This is a genomic window from Dysgonomonas sp. 37-18 (genome assembly GCF_001899125.1).
In the GTDB taxonomy this organism is placed as follows: domain Bacteria; phylum Bacteroidota; class Bacteroidia; order Bacteroidales; family Dysgonomonadaceae; genus Dysgonomonas.
The window spans coordinates 122,149-142,201 of record NZ_MKVC01000008.1 but is presented as its reverse complement, the minus strand read 5'-3'; the positions used below and the strand labels follow the sequence as shown (position 1 = coordinate 142,201).

The window sequence follows — 20,053 nt, the reverse complement described above, 5'->3', positions numbered from 1 at the left end:
TTATAACTTGATTTAGTTATTGAAATAGATTATCTTACAACGATTTCATCGGTAAAGATAAATCCTACTTTTGTATTGCTTTTGTCCGGATTAGCAACATACCGTATATATCGAGCCTCTACATTTCCTTTCCATGCAAATTCTTTCAGAAAGAAACCTACCTGTGTAAATGGAATATCATTTGTGACAGTAGAAAGTAATGTGAAGTTTTGGCTGTCTGCCGAAGTGTATATTTCCACATCTTTGGGCATCCAACACCAACCAAAGGCATCTTGCATGAAAGTAGCTTGTATTGAATGAACGGTCTGCGTAGTTTGCAAATCGATAACAACATCCATCCCATTGTTTATAAAACCTTGCCATCGGTTATTATCACACGACCATCCCCCTTGTAAACCATTTACTAATGCATCTTTTCCTCCTGCCGGATACTCATCCGAAAATGGCTGTTTATATTCAACAGGCTTTCCTATGGCCAAATGTTTCAGCGTATCATAATATTCTTTGCGCTCACCTACTTCATGCTTCAGATCAAAGGGATTATAGCCCTTGTTTTTCAGGTACTCGACAGCATTCAATGCATTTTCTTTAAATCGGCTGAACGATTTTTTATCCGGTTGTGTCCAGCCAGTTTCAGCGATGGCTAATGCTCTCGGCCAGATCATCATTTCGGCGATATTTTCTGTTGGTATATATTCCGTCCATACATTCGCTTGTACACCCAATATATGTTTCTTCTCTTCGACATTCACAGAGTCTGGTACAGGATTGTAAGAGTAAACCTTCTCAATGGGGGTATATCCTGCCCAAGATAACACATGCGATTCAGGGGCATCCTGATAGAAGTTGAAATAGCAATATTTTATAGGGGTCATAATGGCATCATGCCCCGCTTGTACAGCTTTTATACCATATTCTTCGCCACGCCATGACATCACTGTTGCATTTGGGGCTAATCCTCCCTGCATTATTTCATCCCACCCCAAAAGTCTGCGCCCATTTTTGTTTAAGAAGGTTTCGATATGATGAATCATATAGCTTTGCAATTCATCTACATCTTTCAACCCTTTTTTTTCCATTAAATCTGCGCATTTAGAACAGGATTGCCAACCCTTTTTCTCTGCTTCATCACCTCCTATATGAATGTATTCGGAAGGAAACAAAGCCATTATTTCGGTCAATACATCCTCTAAAAAGATAAATGTTTCTGGATTGCCTATACAAAAATCACTATTGACATAAGCTTTTCCGGCACATGATAGTTGAGGAAATACAGCCAATACTTCTTCACTGTGCCCCGGCATCTCTATTTCGGGAATGACTGTAATATATTTGCTCGAAGCATATGCTACAATTTCTTTTACATCTTCCTGAGTATAATAAACTCCGTAGGCGTTTGGGCTTTTTTCACAATATTGCCGCCCTTTATCAGACCACTCCACAAGATTTTCGTATGGGCGCCATGCTGCCTGCTGTGTAAGTTGAGGATATTTTTTTATCTCTACACGCCACCCCGTACCATCGACCAAATGCCAATGAAAACGATTCATCTTGTAGTAAGCCATCAGATCCAATTGTTTCTTCAGAAAATCTTTAGAGAAGAAATGACGAGATACATCTATCATTAATCCGCGATGGTTGAGATACGGTGCATCCTGGATTGTTAGTGCCGGAATATTCTGAGCTCCGTATTGCTCCGCAAGTTGAAGTAGAGATTGCAAGCCATAGAAGATTCCCACGCTTGCTGACGCCTCAATTTTGATACCCGAAGGGCTGATTGTCAAATGGTAAGCCTCAGAAATATTCCCTTTATTCTCTGTAATAATCAATTGTAGACCTCCCTGTTTTGTATTATTGGTCTCATTACTTAACCGAAGAGGAGATTGCTTCACAAAATCGAGAATCAGCTTTTTCTCTTTTCCTTCAAGATTTGTATAAATGGGCGTAGCTGATGTCATACAAAATTTCCCTTTATGAAGAACAATTTCCTGAGGGAAGGGTATAATCTTAATAGAGCCTGTATCTTCTATTTCAGCTCCATAACAAGTATAAAAACTGATATTCATCAGTGCGAAAATAAAAAAGAACAATTTATATTTATTCATGATTAATTATTTTTTTATACTAATATACAACTAGTTATATATCTTTATTTTTACCGGGCCTATTAGTCCGGCTTCGGGTGTACTGCGATATGGAGTCGGTATCGTTTGGTAATGATTAGCCAAGGTACTATAGACCAATATCTCAACTTTATTAATCCCCGGTAACAAGTAAGGAGTAATATCCACTTGATAAGGAGGACTCATTAATATTCCAGCCGATTGTCCGTTTATCTTAACTTCACAAGTCGCAATCACATCTGTCAGATCTAACATAGCTTTCATATTCCCAGACAAAGAGTCTAGTGAAAAATCCGTTCTGTAATACATTCCCCCCGAATAATATTTCAAAGCTCCGGTTTTAGACCAATCTCCTCTTTTCATAAGTCCCTTTGCAGTTCGTAATTTAATTGGTTCGCATAACACTGCTGTCCCTTGATATCCTGTTTTCCGTTCGACCGAAAACGCAACACACCCTACTTCCTTTTGTATATGAGGTAAGGTAACCCGATAAATATTACTTCCTTGCATGTCTTGTTTAAGTAACCGGATATTCTCTTTAGGGATAGTTACTCCATCAATCCATACTTTCAGGTCGCAACCAGCTATCTTAAATTCCATTTCATAGAGACCGGGAACAGAACGAAAACGGTAATTCCAACGCTTATATTTACCTCTATAAGGATCATATATCAAATGCTTTGTGTTCAGCCAGCGCATAGAAACGGAAGATAAATAAGATGAATCTTTCGTTGGCAAGACGACTGTATCCGGAAATAATATCACAGCACTTCTATCTCTAAAGTCGTGGAGGGCACCTCTTTCCATTCTGTAATTTATTTGCTTAGTATCAGCATATGCAATCAATAATTTATGCCAACCTTTCGCAAGTATGAAGCGATCATCCACCTTTTTCTCATCTATCAAAATCGTATATGGTCTTGTTCCGTCTATCTGAATTTTATATATGCCATTGTGGGGTGCATAAATGTACGTCTGATAAATCTGATGACCTCCGCTGTTTAATATAAAAAAGCGGTCGTCAACTTTCCCTTTCAGCCCGTGCATACCCTGCGAACCGGGGTTATCCCAAACTCCATATTGCCATGAGAAATTATAAAGGACGCTCTCTTTTTCTTTTGTCTGATGAATCGCATCTGTTATAGAAATATCTTTTGACACAGTGTCGAGAAAAGCCTGTGGACCATAACCATAGATGTCTTCCGGCCAGTGGGAGTCGTCGAAATCCGATTTGACCCAATCGGTCTTTGTATTTGTAGCCGGACTATTACGAAAAGACCTTGCTTCAGCACCAATCAATTCTTCAGATGCAGGTAAGCGAAAATCACCCCACTTATTATTCATAGTAGGTAACAGTTCTACCTCCCATTTTCCATCCAATAAAATCTCAGAGGTTAATTGTTCTTGTTTCTGCACTTTATTGGCAAGTATAGGTTCTCCATGAGAGAAGACAAATAAGTATGAATTTTCAGATTCTTTTTCTAGCAATAAATAGGTTCCATCTTTTGTTTGACGAACAACGGGATAATCTTGCATATTGCCAGTGTGGGCATCCCAAAGCTCAACTTTCCCTGTTGTTCGAAAAAAACATTCTGTATCTTTAGGGACATCCATTACCATGTATATATCACGGTCTCCAACTTTGCGATGAAGTACTTTTCCTTTATTTCCATTTGGTTTGAAATCCGGAACAATCAATGACTGCACAACAGAATTTAAAGAGTCCATATCAGACAGATACAAACCTACTCCATTCGCTGAATTTGTCTGTTTACGAGCAGTTGTTCCTTCATATGCTTGAGCCGATGTAAGACCGAATATCTCTTTTACAATAGCATCAACTTCGTTGCTGTTTTCTCCAGACAGAGTGCTTGCTTTAGGCAGTTTTCCTGTAGCTAACACAATACCTCCGGCACGGTAATGCTCTAATATCTTCAAGAGTGAACTGTGATGTATTGCCTCCATATCCGCCAATATTATTACTTTATATTTTTCATCGGCAATAGATATAGATTGTTTTTCGATAGTAGCTTTCTGTAAAAACGAATAGTTGACAAAATCGTAATCGAGTCCTCCGTCACTCATTTTTTGAGCTAAATCAAATACTTGCTTAGGGGTCGAGGTCGAATATGCTTGCATCGATTCGGTAGGGTACATGAGTGCTATATCACACACATGGTGTCCTTGACTCATAAGATAACTCAACCGTTGGGTGTATTCGAGCCATTTTTTCATATGAGGCCAATAAGGCATCCTGAAATGAAAACAGGGCGGTGCCCACTCCCACCAGCCTCCATGGGTAGAATAATAAAGACCATGCATGCATACAAGATTGCCACCTGCCATAAAGTGATGATCAATCTGATGGGTAAGCCATGAGCCCGAACTCCCCCACCCCATACTATGGAATGCTTCGAGCCAGGTGCGAGGACGTTTGTTAAGATGAGCTATCGAGCTCGAGACCTTTGTAGACATAAAACTCGACCCCCTTGCCGGAGCATCGTTACCCGGTGCTGTATACCAACTGTTTGCTCTGAAATAATCAACATATGCTAAAGGGTTTATACCTCTTTCCAAGTTATCGCAACCGTATATTAATCCTCTTTCGGCATGCCAGTTATATATTGGTTTGAAGTATCGGTCTTCTGCCAAATCCATTAAAACGTCGCAATAATCGATACGTACCTTAGGTGTTATATCGCCTATATTTTCTTTCAAAGCCGGCAGATAGAGCAGAATGTCATATCCTTTTCTTTTCTCAAACTCGTTGCGGAAATCTTCCGACCACGAACCAATTTCGATAGGATACGACAATTCGTCCTGAAAGAAATAATTCATTCCTGCCTTTGCCGCATCTCCCACCTTCTTCTCAAAATCAGCAAAGTATACATCAACGAGTTCTTTCCCATAATCGGGGTGTAATGCATAACTGTTACTTGTAGTTATAATATATACTTTACAGGACTTTCCGTTCGGAGTTCTCCACAGCAATCTGCCCTCGTTAATATATTTACTCAAATCTATTTTTCCGGGATAGGCAACTACTGCGAGTATATTTGGTGGAATTTTACAATTAAGGGTACTATCCTCTTTTATCGCTATGGATTGTATTTCGAGTTTCCCTTTATAATTTTTAAATTTGGAATCTTCTACTAGTTTATCAGGATAATATCCGTTGCCGATCCACCCTATTGTATAGTCGTCTAGTCCCACGCCGAGACCTTTTTTGGCACATTCTTGGGTAAACCATTTCCATATTTGCCACCATTTTTCCGAAAAGATCTTAGGCTCTCCCGGTTCGGTTTTGCCGAACAAGCCGAAACCATTCTTATGAGCCTTAATATCTACTTCAGGATCTTGATGGATATAACTTGCAGCAAACCCGTCTATAGCAGCCGAAGAGAGTATATCGAGCTGGTCTTTGAGTCTTTCTGTATTCAATACGTCGCCATTCCACCAATAGAAAGGAACATTTCCATATCCTTTTGGTGGACACTTGAATTCCCCAAGCACATCGATATCAGGTCTCTGCGAAGGGTATCCTTTATACTTCTGTGTTTGTGATTTGATCTGAAGAATACAGATTGAAGCAAAAAGAAGTAATATTATTCGAGTCTTCATAGTCATAATATTCTTAATACTAAAAGAATGAAATATCATTTTATAGAGCAAAATTCATTGTATTGACTGAGGCCTATCGGTTGTTTTTACACCAAATATTTCAGATGGAATGCTTCCCATTTCAAATATAAGCTCACCGCCTGCAATAATATCTGCATGATTAATGTATGACTTGGTATAAGCCTTTCCATTAAGTGAAACTTTCTGTATATATATATTTTGAGGGCTATTATTATTCGCCTTAATGACAAATGTTTTCCCATTTCCCAGATCAATGGTAGCTCTTTCTATTAGGGGACTTCCGAATACATAGGTGCCTCCGGCCGGAGCAAGGGGATAAAATCCTAAAGCAGACATAATGTACCATGCCGACATTTGTCCAATATCTTCATTTCCACAAATACCATCAGGACGATCGTGGTAGAGAGTTGTCATTATTTTGCGGACTTTTTCTGCTGTTTTCCATGGCTGACCTACATACGAAAACAGATATGGAATGTGATGGCTTGGTTCGTTCCCGTGTGCGTATTGTCCTATAAGTCCGGTTATATCCATCGAAGCACTGGGTCCCATATCTCCCTCGATGACAAATAATGAATCAAGCTTTTGTATAAATTCATTTTCGCCTCCGAATAAGTTAACCAACCCTTCTACATTTTGGGGGACTAACCATGTATACTGCCATGCGTTGCCTTCGGTATAATCGTTCTCTTTATGCGCCGATAAAAAAGGATTTAACGGCTCTTCTCTAAATTTACCATCAGACATAATGCCTCTCATAAATCCTATTTTTTTGTCGAAATATCGAGCAAAAGAATTACTCCTTTTCAAAAAATAATCATAGTCGTCTTTCATATCCCTTTCTTTTGCAACTTGAGCCAATGCCCAGTCTGCAAGAGCATATTCCAAACCTTTTGCAACAGATTCTTTCATCTTGTCGCAAGGTAAATAGCCTAATTCCTTGTATTCTTTCAATCCTCTTTCGTCTAATAGAGCCGATGTTTTCATAGCATTATAGGCTAGGTTTTTGTCAAACCCTACTATCCCTTTGAGATATGCATCTGCTATAACCGGAATGGCTGGATTGCCAACCATAGCATCAGTTTCGTTTCCTACCAAATGCCAAACAGGCAGTTTCCCCTGTTCTTTATAAATCTGAAGCATGGTATTAATTATATCCGGCATCATTTCGGGGTGAATAATTGTCATCAACGGATGAGCAGTACGGTAGGTGTCCCAGAGAGAGAAAGTTGTATAGTTGGTAAAACCTGTTGAATAATGATTTTTGAGATCAGCTCCAAAGTAGCCCCCATCAACATCACAAAAAACAGACGGAGCTATCATAGTATGATAAAGTCCTGTATAAAAATTGCGTAGGACGGTCGAATCATTCGTCTTTATATTTATCTTATTCAACTCTTTATTCCATGCTCTATTGGCTTCATCTTTAACCTTGACGAAATCCCATCCGGGTAGTTCTGCCTGTAAGTTTCTTTTAGCACCCTCTATACTGACCGGAGAAATAGCAACTTTCACTAATATTTCTTTCTTTTTCGTAGAGGATGTAAAGAATACTTCTCCATACACTTTCCTTGCGGTTAAAGAGATTCCATCTTTTACAGAAACAGAGTCTGATAGGGAGAATTTGTTGATTGGCTCTGAAAACACAGCGGTAAAATAAACTCGTTGATCTTTTGCCCATCCTGTAGAAAGACGATAGCCCGAAACAACCGTATCGTTTTCTTGTATTAAATACCCTTCAGAGGGGCTATCCCAGTCTATACCCGCTTCGAGATTTATGATAACACGAGGATCTGATGCAGCCTTGTTCTTAAATATATATTTATGAAAGCCAACTCTTCTCGTCGCTGTGAGTTCAACATCAATATCGTATCTATTGAGATGCACAGCATAATACCCGGGAGTTGCCGTTTCTGTACTTCTGTTAAATAATGAATACATGCCCGAAGATTGATCGCCATGTATCCCTTCTCTTAATTTTACATATCCTGTAACCGGCATCAATACAATATCTCCCAAATCTCCTGTACCAACTCCACTAAGATGCATATGAGCAAAACCGAGAATTGTGGAATCGGAAATATGGTAGCCTGAACACCAATCCCAGCCATGAGAAATATTTGTAGGGCCTAACTGAACAGCGCCAAATGGGACATTAGCCCCCATAAAAACATGTCCATGAGCACCTGTTCCTATATATGGGTCAACATATTTCGTGAGGTTATACTCTTCGTTATAAGCATTTTGACTTTTACAAGAGCCCTCGATTATAAATAAAAAGCATATCAATACCAATACCTTGGTATAAATACATATATCTGACTTCATGGAATATTGTTTTTGATTTTAAACAGGAGGGTTCTCTTATGGAAGCCCTCCTGTTTTGAGTATGATCCTATAACTCTTACTGAGGTTCGGAGCCTGGGTTTTGTGTAAGATTTTTATTTATTCTTAATTCCCTATATGGTATAGGTAATATAAGATTCTCTTTTTTGACATTATATGCTCTTGACGAAACATCCTTATCTATCGATTTGATATATGCTCCATCCGCTGTCATAACCTCTATTGCTTTGCCTGTACGTACCAAATCGAACCAACGATGATTTTCAAAAGCCAATTCATGCTTACGTTCATTGGCTACAACATCTGCTGTAACAACCGATACAGAAGGTAATCCGGCACGTGTCCGTACTCTGTTTACAAATGGAACAGCTTCCGCTCCGCGATTTTGATCGACAAGGCATTCTGCCATCAACAATAATGCATCCGAATAGCGATAAACCGGCCAGTTATCGTCAGTATTGAAAATATTGGTATGTGTGTGACGATATTTGTTTACAAAAGGAAGTGCAGTTTCATAATTATTTATACGTGGGTCTCCTACTTTGAATACATTTGCAACTACCAATGCATCGTTCTCTATTGTCCCTACTGCGATGGCCACAGATGGGTCGAGACGCAAGTCATTTGGTTCGTATGAATCGATCATGGCTTGTGTAGGTACATTCCATCCTCCGGTGGATGTTGTATTGCTGAACTCCACACCAGTAATGAGTTCCCCTTCTTTTGTGCGAGGCATAAAGAGATAAAGCCAGTTACTTTCCTGTCCTTGATTTCCCATCTGATACTGTACAGAAAATATGTGCTCAACGCTATTTTTCTTTGATGTATCGAATACATCTGCGTAATGAGGCAATAAGTCGTACCCCATTTTGTTTATGACATCATCTAATTGACTTTCAGCAGTAGAGTAATCCGGGCTTGGTTTGGTCATTAGTACATATGCATACAGCATTTTGGCCGCCCCTTTTGTCGCAGAACCGTCTTGTGGAAATTCAACTGTTTCGAGTTTGTCTATTGCGTCTTTTACATCATCGATAATAACCGCATAAACTTCCTCCGGTGTAGATTGTACGGGAAAAGCCTGATCAGCAGTTTTTACTTCCGTTAATTGTATTGGTATGCGAGCATAACACTGAACCAGTTCGAAGTAAGCCCAAGCTCGCATAAATTTGGCTTGTCCGATTATGCGGTTCTTGAAAGTATCGGACAAATCGGTGGCGTCTAAACGTGCTAATATTGTATTTGCTTGGGCTATTGTATTGTAACAGCTGCTCCATAGTTCCGAAACCGTATAATTCTGACTTGTAACTAAAAAGTTAGCAACATCTTCACGGAATGAATTGCTATCCATTCGTTCATTGTTGTTGCGTGTATAATGGGTATTGTCAGATCGCATTTCGCCAACAATGTAGCCAATGTTTATAATTGTGCGCATGCTTGCATATGCAGCATTTATAGCCTGATTGAAGTGGTCTTCTGTTTTATAAAACGATGCTTCTGTAGAACTACTTTCGGGGTTGAGGTTCAAAAAACTCTCATTGCATGAGTAGAATAGCAACATTACAGATAGGCATGCTATATATATTTTATTCATAATCAATAATTTTGAATACTAATTTGTATATTATTAAAAAGTAATATCTAAGCCGATAGTAAATGTTCTTGGAATAGGATATGTAGTCATATCAACACCCATTCCACTCCAGCTAAGACCCTTTCCGGCCTCATTATTGTTTATTTCGGGGTTTAGTCCAGGATAACCGGTTACAGTAAATAATTGTTGTCCTGAGAAGTATATACGAGCCTTTGATATATATTTGTTCGGTTTGAACGGAATTGTATATCCTAATGTAACATTTCGTAAGGTCATATACGATGCATCATATACCCATCCGCTATGCTTTAGACGGAATATCTCAGTTGTACCAGTTAGTGTTCTAGGCACTTTACCATTTCCTGGATTTTCGAGCGAACGCCAACGATTTTTAACTTCGCGATCTACATTGAATACACCATCAAGATTGAACGAATTGTCGGAAGAACCTAAAAACACATCACCCCCAAGTTGACCGCTGATCAATACACTTAAATCAAAATTCTTCCACGAAAACTCATTTGTAATACCATACAGGACATCCGGATTGGGATTACCTATGATTGTTCTGTCATTTTCGTCTATATAACCATTTTTGTCAACATCCTTCATTCGGGCAGTACCAACCTCCGATGACCAGTGTTTAGGTTGGGTATCAAATTCTTCTTGAGTCATATAAACTCCGTCGAAAACATATCCATAGAATACACCGATAGGTTGTCCTACTTGTAATCTATTCCAGTCGGCATAACGTTCGTCCCCTCCTATAGGTGTATTGTTAGTACTTAATTTTACAACTTTATTACGGGGTATTGTTATATTGAGGTTTGTTTTCCAGTTGAAATCTCCTACTATATTTCTAGATTCTAGCGTAAACTCATGTCCCCATGTATCGAATCGGCCAACATTAGCCGAAATATCGCTGAACCCCGATGACCAAGGGATATCTATCTGATATAGCAATCCGTCTGTAATCTTGCTATAATAATCGTACATAAAGAAAATACGGTCATTGAGAAATCCGACATCGACACCCAAATCTAATTGTTTTGTTTCTTCCCATGTAAGGTCATTGTTGCCTATGTTTCCTAATGATTTTCCGGGTGCTAATGTTCCACCGAGCACATAGTTATTTTTATTCAATGTAGCTATATAACTGTAGTCTCCAATATTGTTATTACCTGTGACACCATAGCTAGCTCTTAACTTCAGATAGTTCATTACTTTGGTCACCGGTTTCATAAAGGATTCTTCCGAGGCAATCCATCCTCCCGAAACTGAAGGGAATGTAGCATATTTGTTTCCTTCTCCGAATCTGGAACAGCCATCCTTACGAATTGTAGCTTGAAGTAGGTAACGGTCTTTATATGTATAATTGGCACGTCCGATAAGTGAGGCCACAGTCCATTCGGTGGTCGAACTCGAACCTTTTGTTGTGGCTGCGGCATCGAGCCAAGGTACCTCATCGTCAGCAAAATCAGTTCCGGTGATAGAGCTGAATTCCGAATTTACTTTTTGGGCGGAATATCCGAGCAAGAGACTAATCGCATGATTTCCGAATGTTTTGTCGTAAGACAGCATATTCTCTATTGTCCAGTTATAGTATGTTCCAGTATCATAAGAGCCTTCAGCCTTTACCGGAGGAGGTGTAAACAACCCACCACCAACAAGAGATGATGCCCATTGACGATTTCGAGAGTAGCCTATATCGGTTCCAGCCTGAAATTTGTATTTCAATCCGTTCCATATATCAATGTTCGCATAAGCGTTACTTATCAAGGTTATGGTTCTCGTATTGTTTAATCGTCCGTCCAGATAGCGAAGCCAGTTTGGCTGTCCAAACATTCCCGGCGATTCGAGTGATACCTTCAGACTTCCATCTTTATTATAAGGACTTTGGCATGGGTCAGCTATCAAAGAAGCACTTAGAATCTCGCGGTATCCATCAGTGTTTTGGTTATTGTATATTTGAAATACAGGGGCTACATTAAAGCCTAGTTTAACTTTTTCGTGCAATGTGAATTCATTGTTGACACGTAGGTTGTAGCGTTCGAAATTAGAGTTTCTCACTACTCCTTCTTGCTTGAAGTATCCACCTATTACGGCTGTGGTCATAAAATCATTTCCGCCGGACACACTTAAACTATAACTCTGAATAGGAGCCGACCTTAATAATAATTTATACCAATTGGTACCTTCTCCGTACTGTTCGGGATGCTGATACATTTCAGGCACAGGGTCTGTTGATCCTTCGTATTTAATTTGATCTTCATAAAACTCCTTCTTGAACTGGGCAAACTCACGGGCATTCATGACATTCATCTCCTGCAATCCATTAACAGATTGAACGCCGTAATTTGCGTGTAGAGTAACTTGTGTTTTTCCCTTCTTCCCTTTTTTAGTAGTAATGAGTATTACTCCATTTGCAGCCCGAGATCCATATAAAGCCGTAGCAGAAGCATCTTTGAGTACCGAGAAAGTTTCTATTTCATCGGGGTTTATATTATTCAATCCTGTTGATATTGGAATCCCATCTACAACAAATAATGGCTCACTTGCATTACTGATAGATGCAGCGCCACGTATACGAAATGCCATACCTTGTCCGGGAGCTCCGGATGTTTGATTAATTTGCACACCGGCTACCTGACCTTGAAGCTTTTGTCCTATTTGGGCTACCGGTATATCAGTCAAGGCATCTCCTTTTATCGTATTGATGGCACCTGTTATGTCTCTTTTCTTTTGGGTTCCATATGTTACCACAACTACTTCATCCAAATACTTTGTGTCTTCTTGCAAGATAATGTCAAACTTGGTTTGATCATTTATCGGAAGTACTTTTTCGGTAAAACCCAGAAAGTTAACTTTTATAGAGTTGCCAGTTGTAATAGATAGGTTAAACGCCCCGTTTTCATCAGTAGCAACCCCATTCGTTGTACCTTCGACAACAACGCTAGCACCAATAATCGGTTCTCCTTTAGCATCTCTCACAGTTCCGCTGATGGATTTCTTTTGTTGTTGTTGAATCTGCTGTTTCAACTCTTCTTTCTTGTTAGAATCAGCTGGATAGATCAGAATAAATTTTCCATCTATTTCATACGCCAAACCCTTGCCTTTAAGGGCAATGTCTAAAATATCACTTATAGTACGATCTTTAACTGAAAGCGTTACTCGACTCTCATTATCAAGTTCATTGTTATTGTATAAAAAAGAGAAGTCGCTCTGCTTTTTAATCTCATAGAAAAGATTCTTCAGTTTGACATTCTCAAGTTTTAAACTCATTCTCATATTTTGAGAATAGCTGTTCGATGCTGATAATGAAAACACAATTGCAACTGTAAGAAATAGAGTCAGTTTCATAATTCTAAAAAGTCTTTTGTGGTAAAAAAGAGGTGCAAAAAATGTTTTTCTAAAATAATTTTTCATACTTTAGCATTAGTTTTAGTTAATAATTTTGAGATAACTTTATTGCGAAAACTTACTGAATCGGGAAATGGAGCTAACATTTTCCGATTCTTTTTTACATTTATGAGGTATCCATGCTCTTTAGTGTTTTTATTATTAGTTATTAGATCTTAGATTTCGTATATTTCTATTACATTTCCTGCTTGTCTATAATCGAATTTCCGATGTTTTTTGAATAAATCGAGAATTTGTTGAATACTCTCGCCTCTGTCGAAGACTCCCGAGAACAGCTCGTTTTGGAGTCGGGGTGATTTTATGTCAATCCTAATATTAAAGCCTCTTTCGAGTTTTTTTACAATATCGGAAAACGTTTCGGCATCAAAGTAGTAACTACCATTCCGCCATGTGGCATACATAGAAGCATCAACTTCATTTATATTGACCGATCCGGATAGTCTATCAAATACATATTGCTGATTCGGAGACAATATGATAGACTGCTCGTTTAGTAAAGAATCTGTTTTCTCAACTTTCACTAAACCTTCCAATAAAGTTGTGATTATCTTATTATCATCAGAATATGCCTTAACATTGAAATGAGTACCCAGCACTTTTACATTAATACTATTAGTTTTTACTACGAAAGGTTGTTGTTTGTTTTTCGCTACATCAAAATATGCCTCACCCTCTAATACCACCACTCGTTCTTTTCCTGAAAAGGAGTTTGGATATCTCAAGACCGATCCGGAGTTCAATTCTACAATGCTGCCATCACTGAGCGTTATTTTTGATTTTGAGCCATATTCACATTTAGTTTCTACATAGGATATATTTTCATCTTTTATTGTTGAAAATAAACTTAGACCACCAATGATGATAAGAAGTGCAATTGAAGCGGCAGATATATATTGCCACATTTTTGTCTTTCTCTTATATGAATATTTAGAAACTCTGTTCTGAATAATATTAAATATTCTTTCTTTAGAATCATAAGCATGCTCAAATGATCCGTTATATCTTATCTTTTGTAATTTTTCAAAAATAGCATAGTTTCTTTCGTCTTCTGAAAGCCAGTTATCAACTAACATCTTTTCTTGATTAGTTGCCGTCTTATTTATTACAGCCACTATCGCAGGCAATATTTCAGGATTGTCTTTTATCATTGTATCGTGGGTTTATATTAGTATAGAGTAAAAAAAAAAGAAAGACATCTAAGCCTTTCCTTGAAAAAAGTATCTTTTTATAGAAAAAATATATAAAAGGGAGAAATTACTTATATAATAGCTAGAAAAACAATCAGTTTTTTCTTCAAGATATAAGCAAGTTTTTTAATAGCTATTACGATTTGTGCATTTACCGTTTTTTCTGAAATGGACAAGATCTCAGCTATTTCTCGGTATTTCAAGCCTTCTTCTTTGGCCATCAGAAATATCAGTTTACATCGTTCGGGTAATTCATTTATTGCACTCTGTATAGCCAAAACAAGTTCTTCATTGATATAAATCTCCTCGGGAGTCAGATCACTCGAGGCCATCCCCAAGGGGATATCATCGATAATTAAGGATTCAATATTCTTTGATTTGTTGATATAATAGAGAGCTCTATTGCGGGTTATAGTAAAAAGATATGCGACAATATTATCTATATTCAATAATTCTAATCTGTTTTGCCATATACTAAAAAAAACATCAGAAATGATTTCCTCTTTAGTTTCATTATTCTTTATAAAATAACTGGCAAAACGATATATCTGAATATAGAACTTATCATAGAATAAACGAAAGGCATAAGGGTCATTCTCAGATATCCTTTTCAGAATAGCATTGAGTTCATTTGAGTTATTCATGCTAAAATTGTTTAAGCCTCACAAAAGAAAAGTCAAACGTATAAATTTTTTTGCATAAAATTGATTAATTACGATAGAAGAACTTCAAAATTTCTTTTATTCATCTGATTTCATCAAAAACGAAGTATGGGGTGATTCGAAAAATATAAAAAATTACAGTTCTTATTATATGAGGTATTGTTTGGCTAGGAAAGAGTTTAATCAATATGTTAACCGAGTAAATTGGCGGATAAGTTCGACTACTGATTGGCATTAATAAATTAAATAATCAAAATATTAACAATATAAAAATCGTTATCGCTTAAATCTATCATAGGATATATATATGTTTACACTACATAACCTAACCAGCATATGGATAGAACCGTTATAGATACGCACCCCAAAATATGTTTTGTGATGGCAGGCATAAATGATTTGTTCAACAATATAGCACCCGATGTTATATATCAAAATCAAATACAGATCATTAATAACTTAATAAAAAGCGGAATAAAACCTGTGATACTACTAACGCTTTATACACACAATAATCTATCTTTGGCTCAAAAGATAGATTATATCAACAATAGGATAATTAGCTATTGCGAGAAAGAGGATATCGACGTAATCAATTTGAATCCCCTCTTAGCTTCGGAACAAAGCTTAAAGGCAGAATTACAACAGATGGCACACATCTCACCGAGGCTGCATATCTCATATGGTCAAAAGAGTTGGTACGCTATCTTGCAATCAAAGGCATAAAGTAATTGTAAAACATCATTAGCTAATAAAAGCTTCAATATATTCTTCTCCTTTGACTATATTTATCTCAAAAGGAGAAAGTACATCTAATCGCTTCATTGTTTATTTTTTTATCTTATTTACTGCTATTAAAGTTTTGCAGCCGATAATATTTTCAAAATCTTTTCCGAGCATGATCATACCACCTTTAGTACCAATAAAGAAGATTGCAACCTTTATCACAGGTTTTATTGGTTCTGCTGAACATGTCAAAATAATAGCTAATTTTATAAGAATAATAAAAACATTGAAACCCGAAATCCGTTATTTCTGTGATCCTGTTATGGGTGATATTGACAAACGGCAGTACATGGGATCGAATGTTCCGAAATAGGCAAACAGTACTGAAAGTGATAAATTATAATTCCAGCTTGGAAATAAAACCATTTGACATTAGATAAAAAAGGATTAGAGACATATGTGCAAAATAAAATTTATTCGTACTGTAGGGCTTCTTGTTATAAAAAATGACAAGCTGCTCCTAGCATATAGTAATAATAAAAGAGCATGGTATTTACCCGGAGGAAAAATTGAGACGGATGAATTACCTCAACAATCTTTAGTGAGAGAAATATGGGAAGAACTAACTCTCAAAATAGATGTTAAGTTGCTAAAATACTATTGCCATATTACTGCGCCTGCATATGGTGAAGACGAAAATCTGATAATGGAGCAAGATTGTTATTTATACGAACTGCACGAAAATATATCGCCGAATAATGAGATCGGAGCTATCAAGTTTTTTGATAGTTATAGCTATCAACAGGAACCTGCACAAGTTATAGGTGTACTTCAGATATTTAAAAGACTAAAGGCTGATGGATTAGTAAGCTAAAGAGAAGTTCTTATCAGAAAATACTGTTATTATAAAGAGATGAATGTACTAAATACAATATATTCTAATCGACAGCCTCGCACTTTTCTCTGACTACGGTATGTCCCCAGTTGTTTATCGCTTCGAGAGCAGGCACGAAGGTATGTCCAAATGGAGTGAGTTTGTATATGACTTTTATTGGAGGCTTTTCTCCATATACAGTTCTTGATATCAATCCCACTTCTTCCAGTTGTTTCAATTGGAGGCTCAATGTCATCTCGGTTATATCCGGCATTTCTTTTCGCAATTGGCTATAACGCTTTTCTCTATCTTTTAAGTAATATAATATCACTACTTTCCACTTTCCTCCAATCATATCCATTGCCAAACTGACTGTGCAATGGTACATTTTTCCATTAAATTCAATATTCTTTGCCATACCTCCAACCTATCTATTATGATAGTTATTGCAAAGATAGATTACTATAATTAGTTTTGCAACTAAAATTATTATAGTATGGTATTACTTATTTTAGCTCATCCCTATTTTAATAAATCGATAGCAAATAAAACTATTGTAGAACGATTGCAAAAAAGTAGTTTGGATATAGAAATTCGAAACTTGCACGCTCTTTATCCTGACTTTAGTATTGATGTGCAAGCCGAACAGGACGCTTTATTGAGGCACAATACAGTCGTGTTTCAGTATCCATTTTACTGGTACAATATGCCTGCAATCTTAAAGCAGTGGTTTGACTATGTGTTTGTTCATCAGTTTGCTTATGGTTCACAAGGCGACAAACTGAAAGGAAAGAATTTTGTGCCAAGTTTTACGGTAGGTGCATTTGAAGACCACTATAGAACACTTGAAAAGCATCATTTCCGAGTTCTAGAATTTTGTAAAAATCTGGAACAGACAGCATATTTTGCACAAATGAATTACATTGACCCTGTATATTTTCATGGAACATCCGGTGTGTCCGGTTATGGTGAGTATGAAATAAAAAACAGGGCTGAAAGACATGCGGAAAAACTAATATCTCTATTGTCTGAAATGCAGTAAAAAAGTTTAGCAACTCTATATGTAAAATTGTGAATAACTCTTGTCAGGCCTATTACTTAAATCACATCTCATAGTGTAATAGAAAGCAAGTCAAGTAAGAGATATAAAGCTTCAATTATTATTATAGAAAAAGTAATTAAAAATAATCAGAAAAATACGGTTGATTATCTGGTATTATTTGTTCTAGGACTTCAACGATATCATTATCTGCCTGAAGTCGTTCAATCCGATGCAGATATGAAGGACTACGATACGACATAAGCATAGTTGTCAATGTTTGAATATCGAGATATACAGGCTTACCTACAGCTTCACTTGTATGAGTAAGCCTGCCTTTATCATCTTTAACTAAGCCAAACGCTCCCCTATTCCATTCTGCGATCGAATCGGAAACTACAAAGTGGAAAGGAGTAAATACATCCAGGTTTTTAAACGGAAAATTATTAAGAAATTCAATCACATCAACTATTCTAGCCATATAATAAGGTTCGATTGTCTCTTGTATCTGTCCATCATCCAAAAAGAAGTGAAGAGGATCATTCTTGTATATATTTCCTTGTACCTCTTCTATCATTGAGTAATGAGCATAGACAAAATTCCATAGGCCTATTCTTGCTTCTTGATTTAGATATATAATATCTTTGATATGAAATATATCTTCTTCTATCCAATATAAGATATATCCTTGCGGAATGTCATCTTTATCATAATAAACAGCCGCGGTTCTTTCCTCTTCATTTTCCCATCTCCAATATTCCTCCCACTCTTGTGTAGCCCGTATTAAAGCCCCGTGGTTGCTCCGTGCAAATTTATCATAGACCGAGATTACATCCGGATGGTTAACAGATAATCTTTCAGCAAAGCCTTTTACCGCAATGTTTTTGGGTATCTGGCTATCTTTTATTGTAAAAGTCAAATGATCGGACATTATCTCCCACCCTTTACGCCGATAATAAGGGATAGAATAGGGATAGAGATAAGATATCCATTGTCCTTTATTTTTCATTATTTGTAGACCTGATTTTATGAGATCATTCATCAATCCGAGGTTTGCATATTCAGGATATGTACCTACTCCTGTTAAACCTCCCATTGAAAATATTTTTCCATGAATATTTACTTGACAAGGATAAATACATAATTGAGAGACTAGCTGATCATCATTAAACCATCCAATAACATCTGCATTCTTGAGAATGGGACGTTTAGACTTTACAATCTCGCCATCCTTATATCCACTTTGCAGGATATCGTTATTGGTTACCTGAAATACATAACGCAACAGTTCATTAAATTGGTCTATATATTCTAAGCCAAAAGGTTTTAAGATTAAACGCTCTCTTATTTTATTTCTTTCCATAACTGGAATTATGTTATTTATACAAAGATCTTAAGCCTTCTTATTTAACAGGACACAGAAAAAAAATGTTTACATTATATCTACACTGTAAGAGGACAGAAATAAATATTCCGATTTCTTTCCTTTAAACTTAGCCTAATTAGCCCATTCTGCATTTACTAATATCGGAAAATGATCTGATGGAAATTTACCGATATTATAAGTATCAGTTAACATACCCCATCTCTTTGTCTTAAAGTGCTTACTGAAATAGATATGATCCAATATTTCGTTGTTGTTTATAATAGCTCTATCCAAACTATCTAATTCTTCAAGAGGCTTTCCCCAAGCATTATATGACGAGTTATTGGCATACGGTTGTTCAACATCATAATAGGTATTTCTTAACACTCCCGAGTTATTAAGAAGCTGAGCCCAAGAACTATCCATTCCTCCATTTAGGTCTCCCATAAATATCACGGGATTATCCCCTACTATTTCTTTGATTTTTGTCAATATCAATTTACTACTTTCGTTGCGTGCATAATCTTTTTCATAATCATAATGAGCACTGAAAACGAAGAAACTCTTACCTGATTTGATATCCTGTAATTCAACCCATGTACAAATACGATTGCAACAAGGAGCATCCCAACTTTTAGAAGGTACATCAGGGGTGGCAGACAACCAGAAGTCTCCATTACTTAGTAATCTGTATTTGTCTGTTTTGTAAAATATTGCGGAATGCTCCCCTTGTCCGTTACCATCTCTTCCCTCCCCATAATAATCATAACCAGGTAGAGCAATTTTCATATCCTTTAATTGATTCGGTAAAGCCTCCTGAGTTCCAAAGAAATCAAAGTCGTGATACTGTACTAACTTTGCAATATACGGAAAGCGATCTTTCCACATATTACCCACATCGGATGAATTGTCATTTCTAACATTATACGTTCCTACATTAAATTTTTGTGCATTTAGAGTAAAGGCAGTCATGAATAATACTGCACTAATAAAAATTTGTTTCATTATTTAATTAATTTGAGAATTAAAGGTAATAAGTAAATATAATTTCTTGATGATATATTCTCAGATTAT

General features: G+C 36.9%; 14 protein-coding genes. 4 read left to right on the top strand and 10 right to left on the bottom strand.

The genetic code is table 11. The features are described from left to right. Window positions 1-29 precede the first annotated feature (29 nt). The 7 genes from BGO84_RS03505 to BGO84_RS03475 all read right to left on the bottom strand — a co-directional run bounded on the left by BGO84_RS03505 (window position 30) and on the right by BGO84_RS03475 (window position 14,956). Window positions 30-2,105 carry a family 20 glycosylhydrolase gene (locus BGO84_RS03505; protein ID WP_291027684.1) on the bottom strand — a complete coding sequence of 692 codons (2,076 nt, stop codon included), beginning with the start codon at window positions 2,103-2,105 and terminating at the stop codon, window positions 30-32. 30 nt (window positions 2,106-2,135) lie between these two features. Then, on the bottom strand, window positions 2,136-5,744 hold the full coding sequence (locus BGO84_RS03500; protein WP_291027682.1) for a glycosyl hydrolase: 3,609 nt from the start codon (window positions 5,742-5,744) through the stop codon (window positions 2,136-2,138). A gap of 54 nt (window positions 5,745-5,798) precedes the next feature. Next, window positions 5,799-8,093, bottom strand: coding sequence for a GH92 family glycosyl hydrolase (locus BGO84_RS03495; RefSeq protein WP_291027680.1), 2,295 nt, complete (start codon window positions 8,091-8,093; stop codon window positions 5,799-5,801). Window positions 8,094-8,169: 76 nt separating this feature from the next. Then, window positions 8,170-9,705 (bottom strand): RagB/SusD family nutrient uptake outer membrane protein, encoded by a 1,536-nt coding sequence (locus BGO84_RS03490; protein WP_291027678.1) that lies wholly within the window; start codon window positions 9,703-9,705, stop codon window positions 8,170-8,172. Window positions 9,706-9,738: 33 nt separating this feature from the next. Beyond that, entirely contained in the window at window positions 9,739-12,987 is a 3,249-nt protein-coding gene (locus tag BGO84_RS03485) for a TonB-dependent receptor (RefSeq protein ID WP_135106458.1), read from the bottom strand. A gap of 293 nt (window positions 12,988-13,280) precedes the next feature. Next, a complete protein-coding gene (locus tag BGO84_RS03480) occupies window positions 13,281-14,273 on the bottom strand; it encodes a FecR domain-containing protein (RefSeq protein ID WP_291027676.1) in 993 nt (330 codons plus the stop codon). Between the two features lie 110 nt (window positions 14,274-14,383). Further along, window positions 14,384-14,956 (bottom strand): RNA polymerase sigma-70 factor, encoded by a 573-nt coding sequence (locus tag BGO84_RS03475; RefSeq protein WP_291027674.1) that lies wholly within the window; start codon window positions 14,954-14,956, stop codon window positions 14,384-14,386. Window positions 14,957-15,310: 354 nt separating this feature from the next. Between BGO84_RS03475 and BGO84_RS03470 the strand changes: the two genes are divergently transcribed. The 3 genes from BGO84_RS03470 (at window position 15,311) to BGO84_RS03460 (ending at window position 16,574) form a co-directional block, all read left to right on the top strand. Further along, a complete protein-coding gene (locus BGO84_RS03470) occupies window positions 15,311-15,700 on the top strand; it encodes a GDSL-type esterase/lipase family protein (RefSeq protein ID WP_291027672.1) in 390 nt (129 codons plus the stop codon). A gap of 172 nt (window positions 15,701-15,872) precedes the next feature. After that, window positions 15,873-16,073 carry a hypothetical protein gene (locus BGO84_RS03465; protein ID WP_291027670.1) on the top strand — a complete coding sequence of 67 codons (201 nt, stop codon included), beginning with the start codon at window positions 15,873-15,875 and terminating at the stop codon, window positions 16,071-16,073. An 84-nt stretch (window positions 16,074-16,157) separates the two neighbouring features. Next, window positions 16,158-16,574, top strand: a complete 417-nt coding sequence (locus BGO84_RS03460) for an NUDIX domain-containing protein (RefSeq protein ID WP_291027668.1) — start codon at window positions 16,158-16,160, stop codon at window positions 16,572-16,574. Window positions 16,575-16,638: 64 nt separating this feature from the next. On the opposite strand, the gene BGO84_RS03455 is transcribed toward BGO84_RS03460, so the two are convergent. After that, the gene (locus BGO84_RS03455; RefSeq protein ID WP_291027667.1) at window positions 16,639-16,992 is read right to left on the bottom strand and encodes a helix-turn-helix domain-containing protein; all 354 of its coding nucleotides are present in this window, start codon (window positions 16,990-16,992) and stop codon (window positions 16,639-16,641) included. Between the two features lie 78 nt (window positions 16,993-17,070). On the opposite strand from BGO84_RS03455, the gene BGO84_RS03450 reads away from it, so the two are divergent. Beyond that, on the top strand, window positions 17,071-17,616 hold the full coding sequence (locus tag BGO84_RS03450) for an NAD(P)H-dependent oxidoreductase (protein ID WP_291027665.1): 546 nt from the start codon (window positions 17,071-17,073) through the stop codon (window positions 17,614-17,616). Window positions 17,617-17,752: 136 nt separating this feature from the next. Here BGO84_RS03450 and BGO84_RS03445 read toward each other — a convergent pair whose 3' ends face one another. Beyond that, entirely contained in the window at window positions 17,753-18,976 is a 1,224-nt protein-coding gene (locus tag BGO84_RS03445) for a GNAT family N-acetyltransferase (RefSeq protein WP_291027663.1), read from the bottom strand. Window positions 18,977-19,111: 135 nt separating this feature from the next. Beyond that, on the bottom strand, window positions 19,112-19,984 hold the full coding sequence (locus tag BGO84_RS03440) for an endonuclease/exonuclease/phosphatase family protein (protein ID WP_291027662.1): 873 nt from the start codon (window positions 19,982-19,984) through the stop codon (window positions 19,112-19,114). Window positions 19,985-20,053 lie beyond the last annotated feature (69 nt).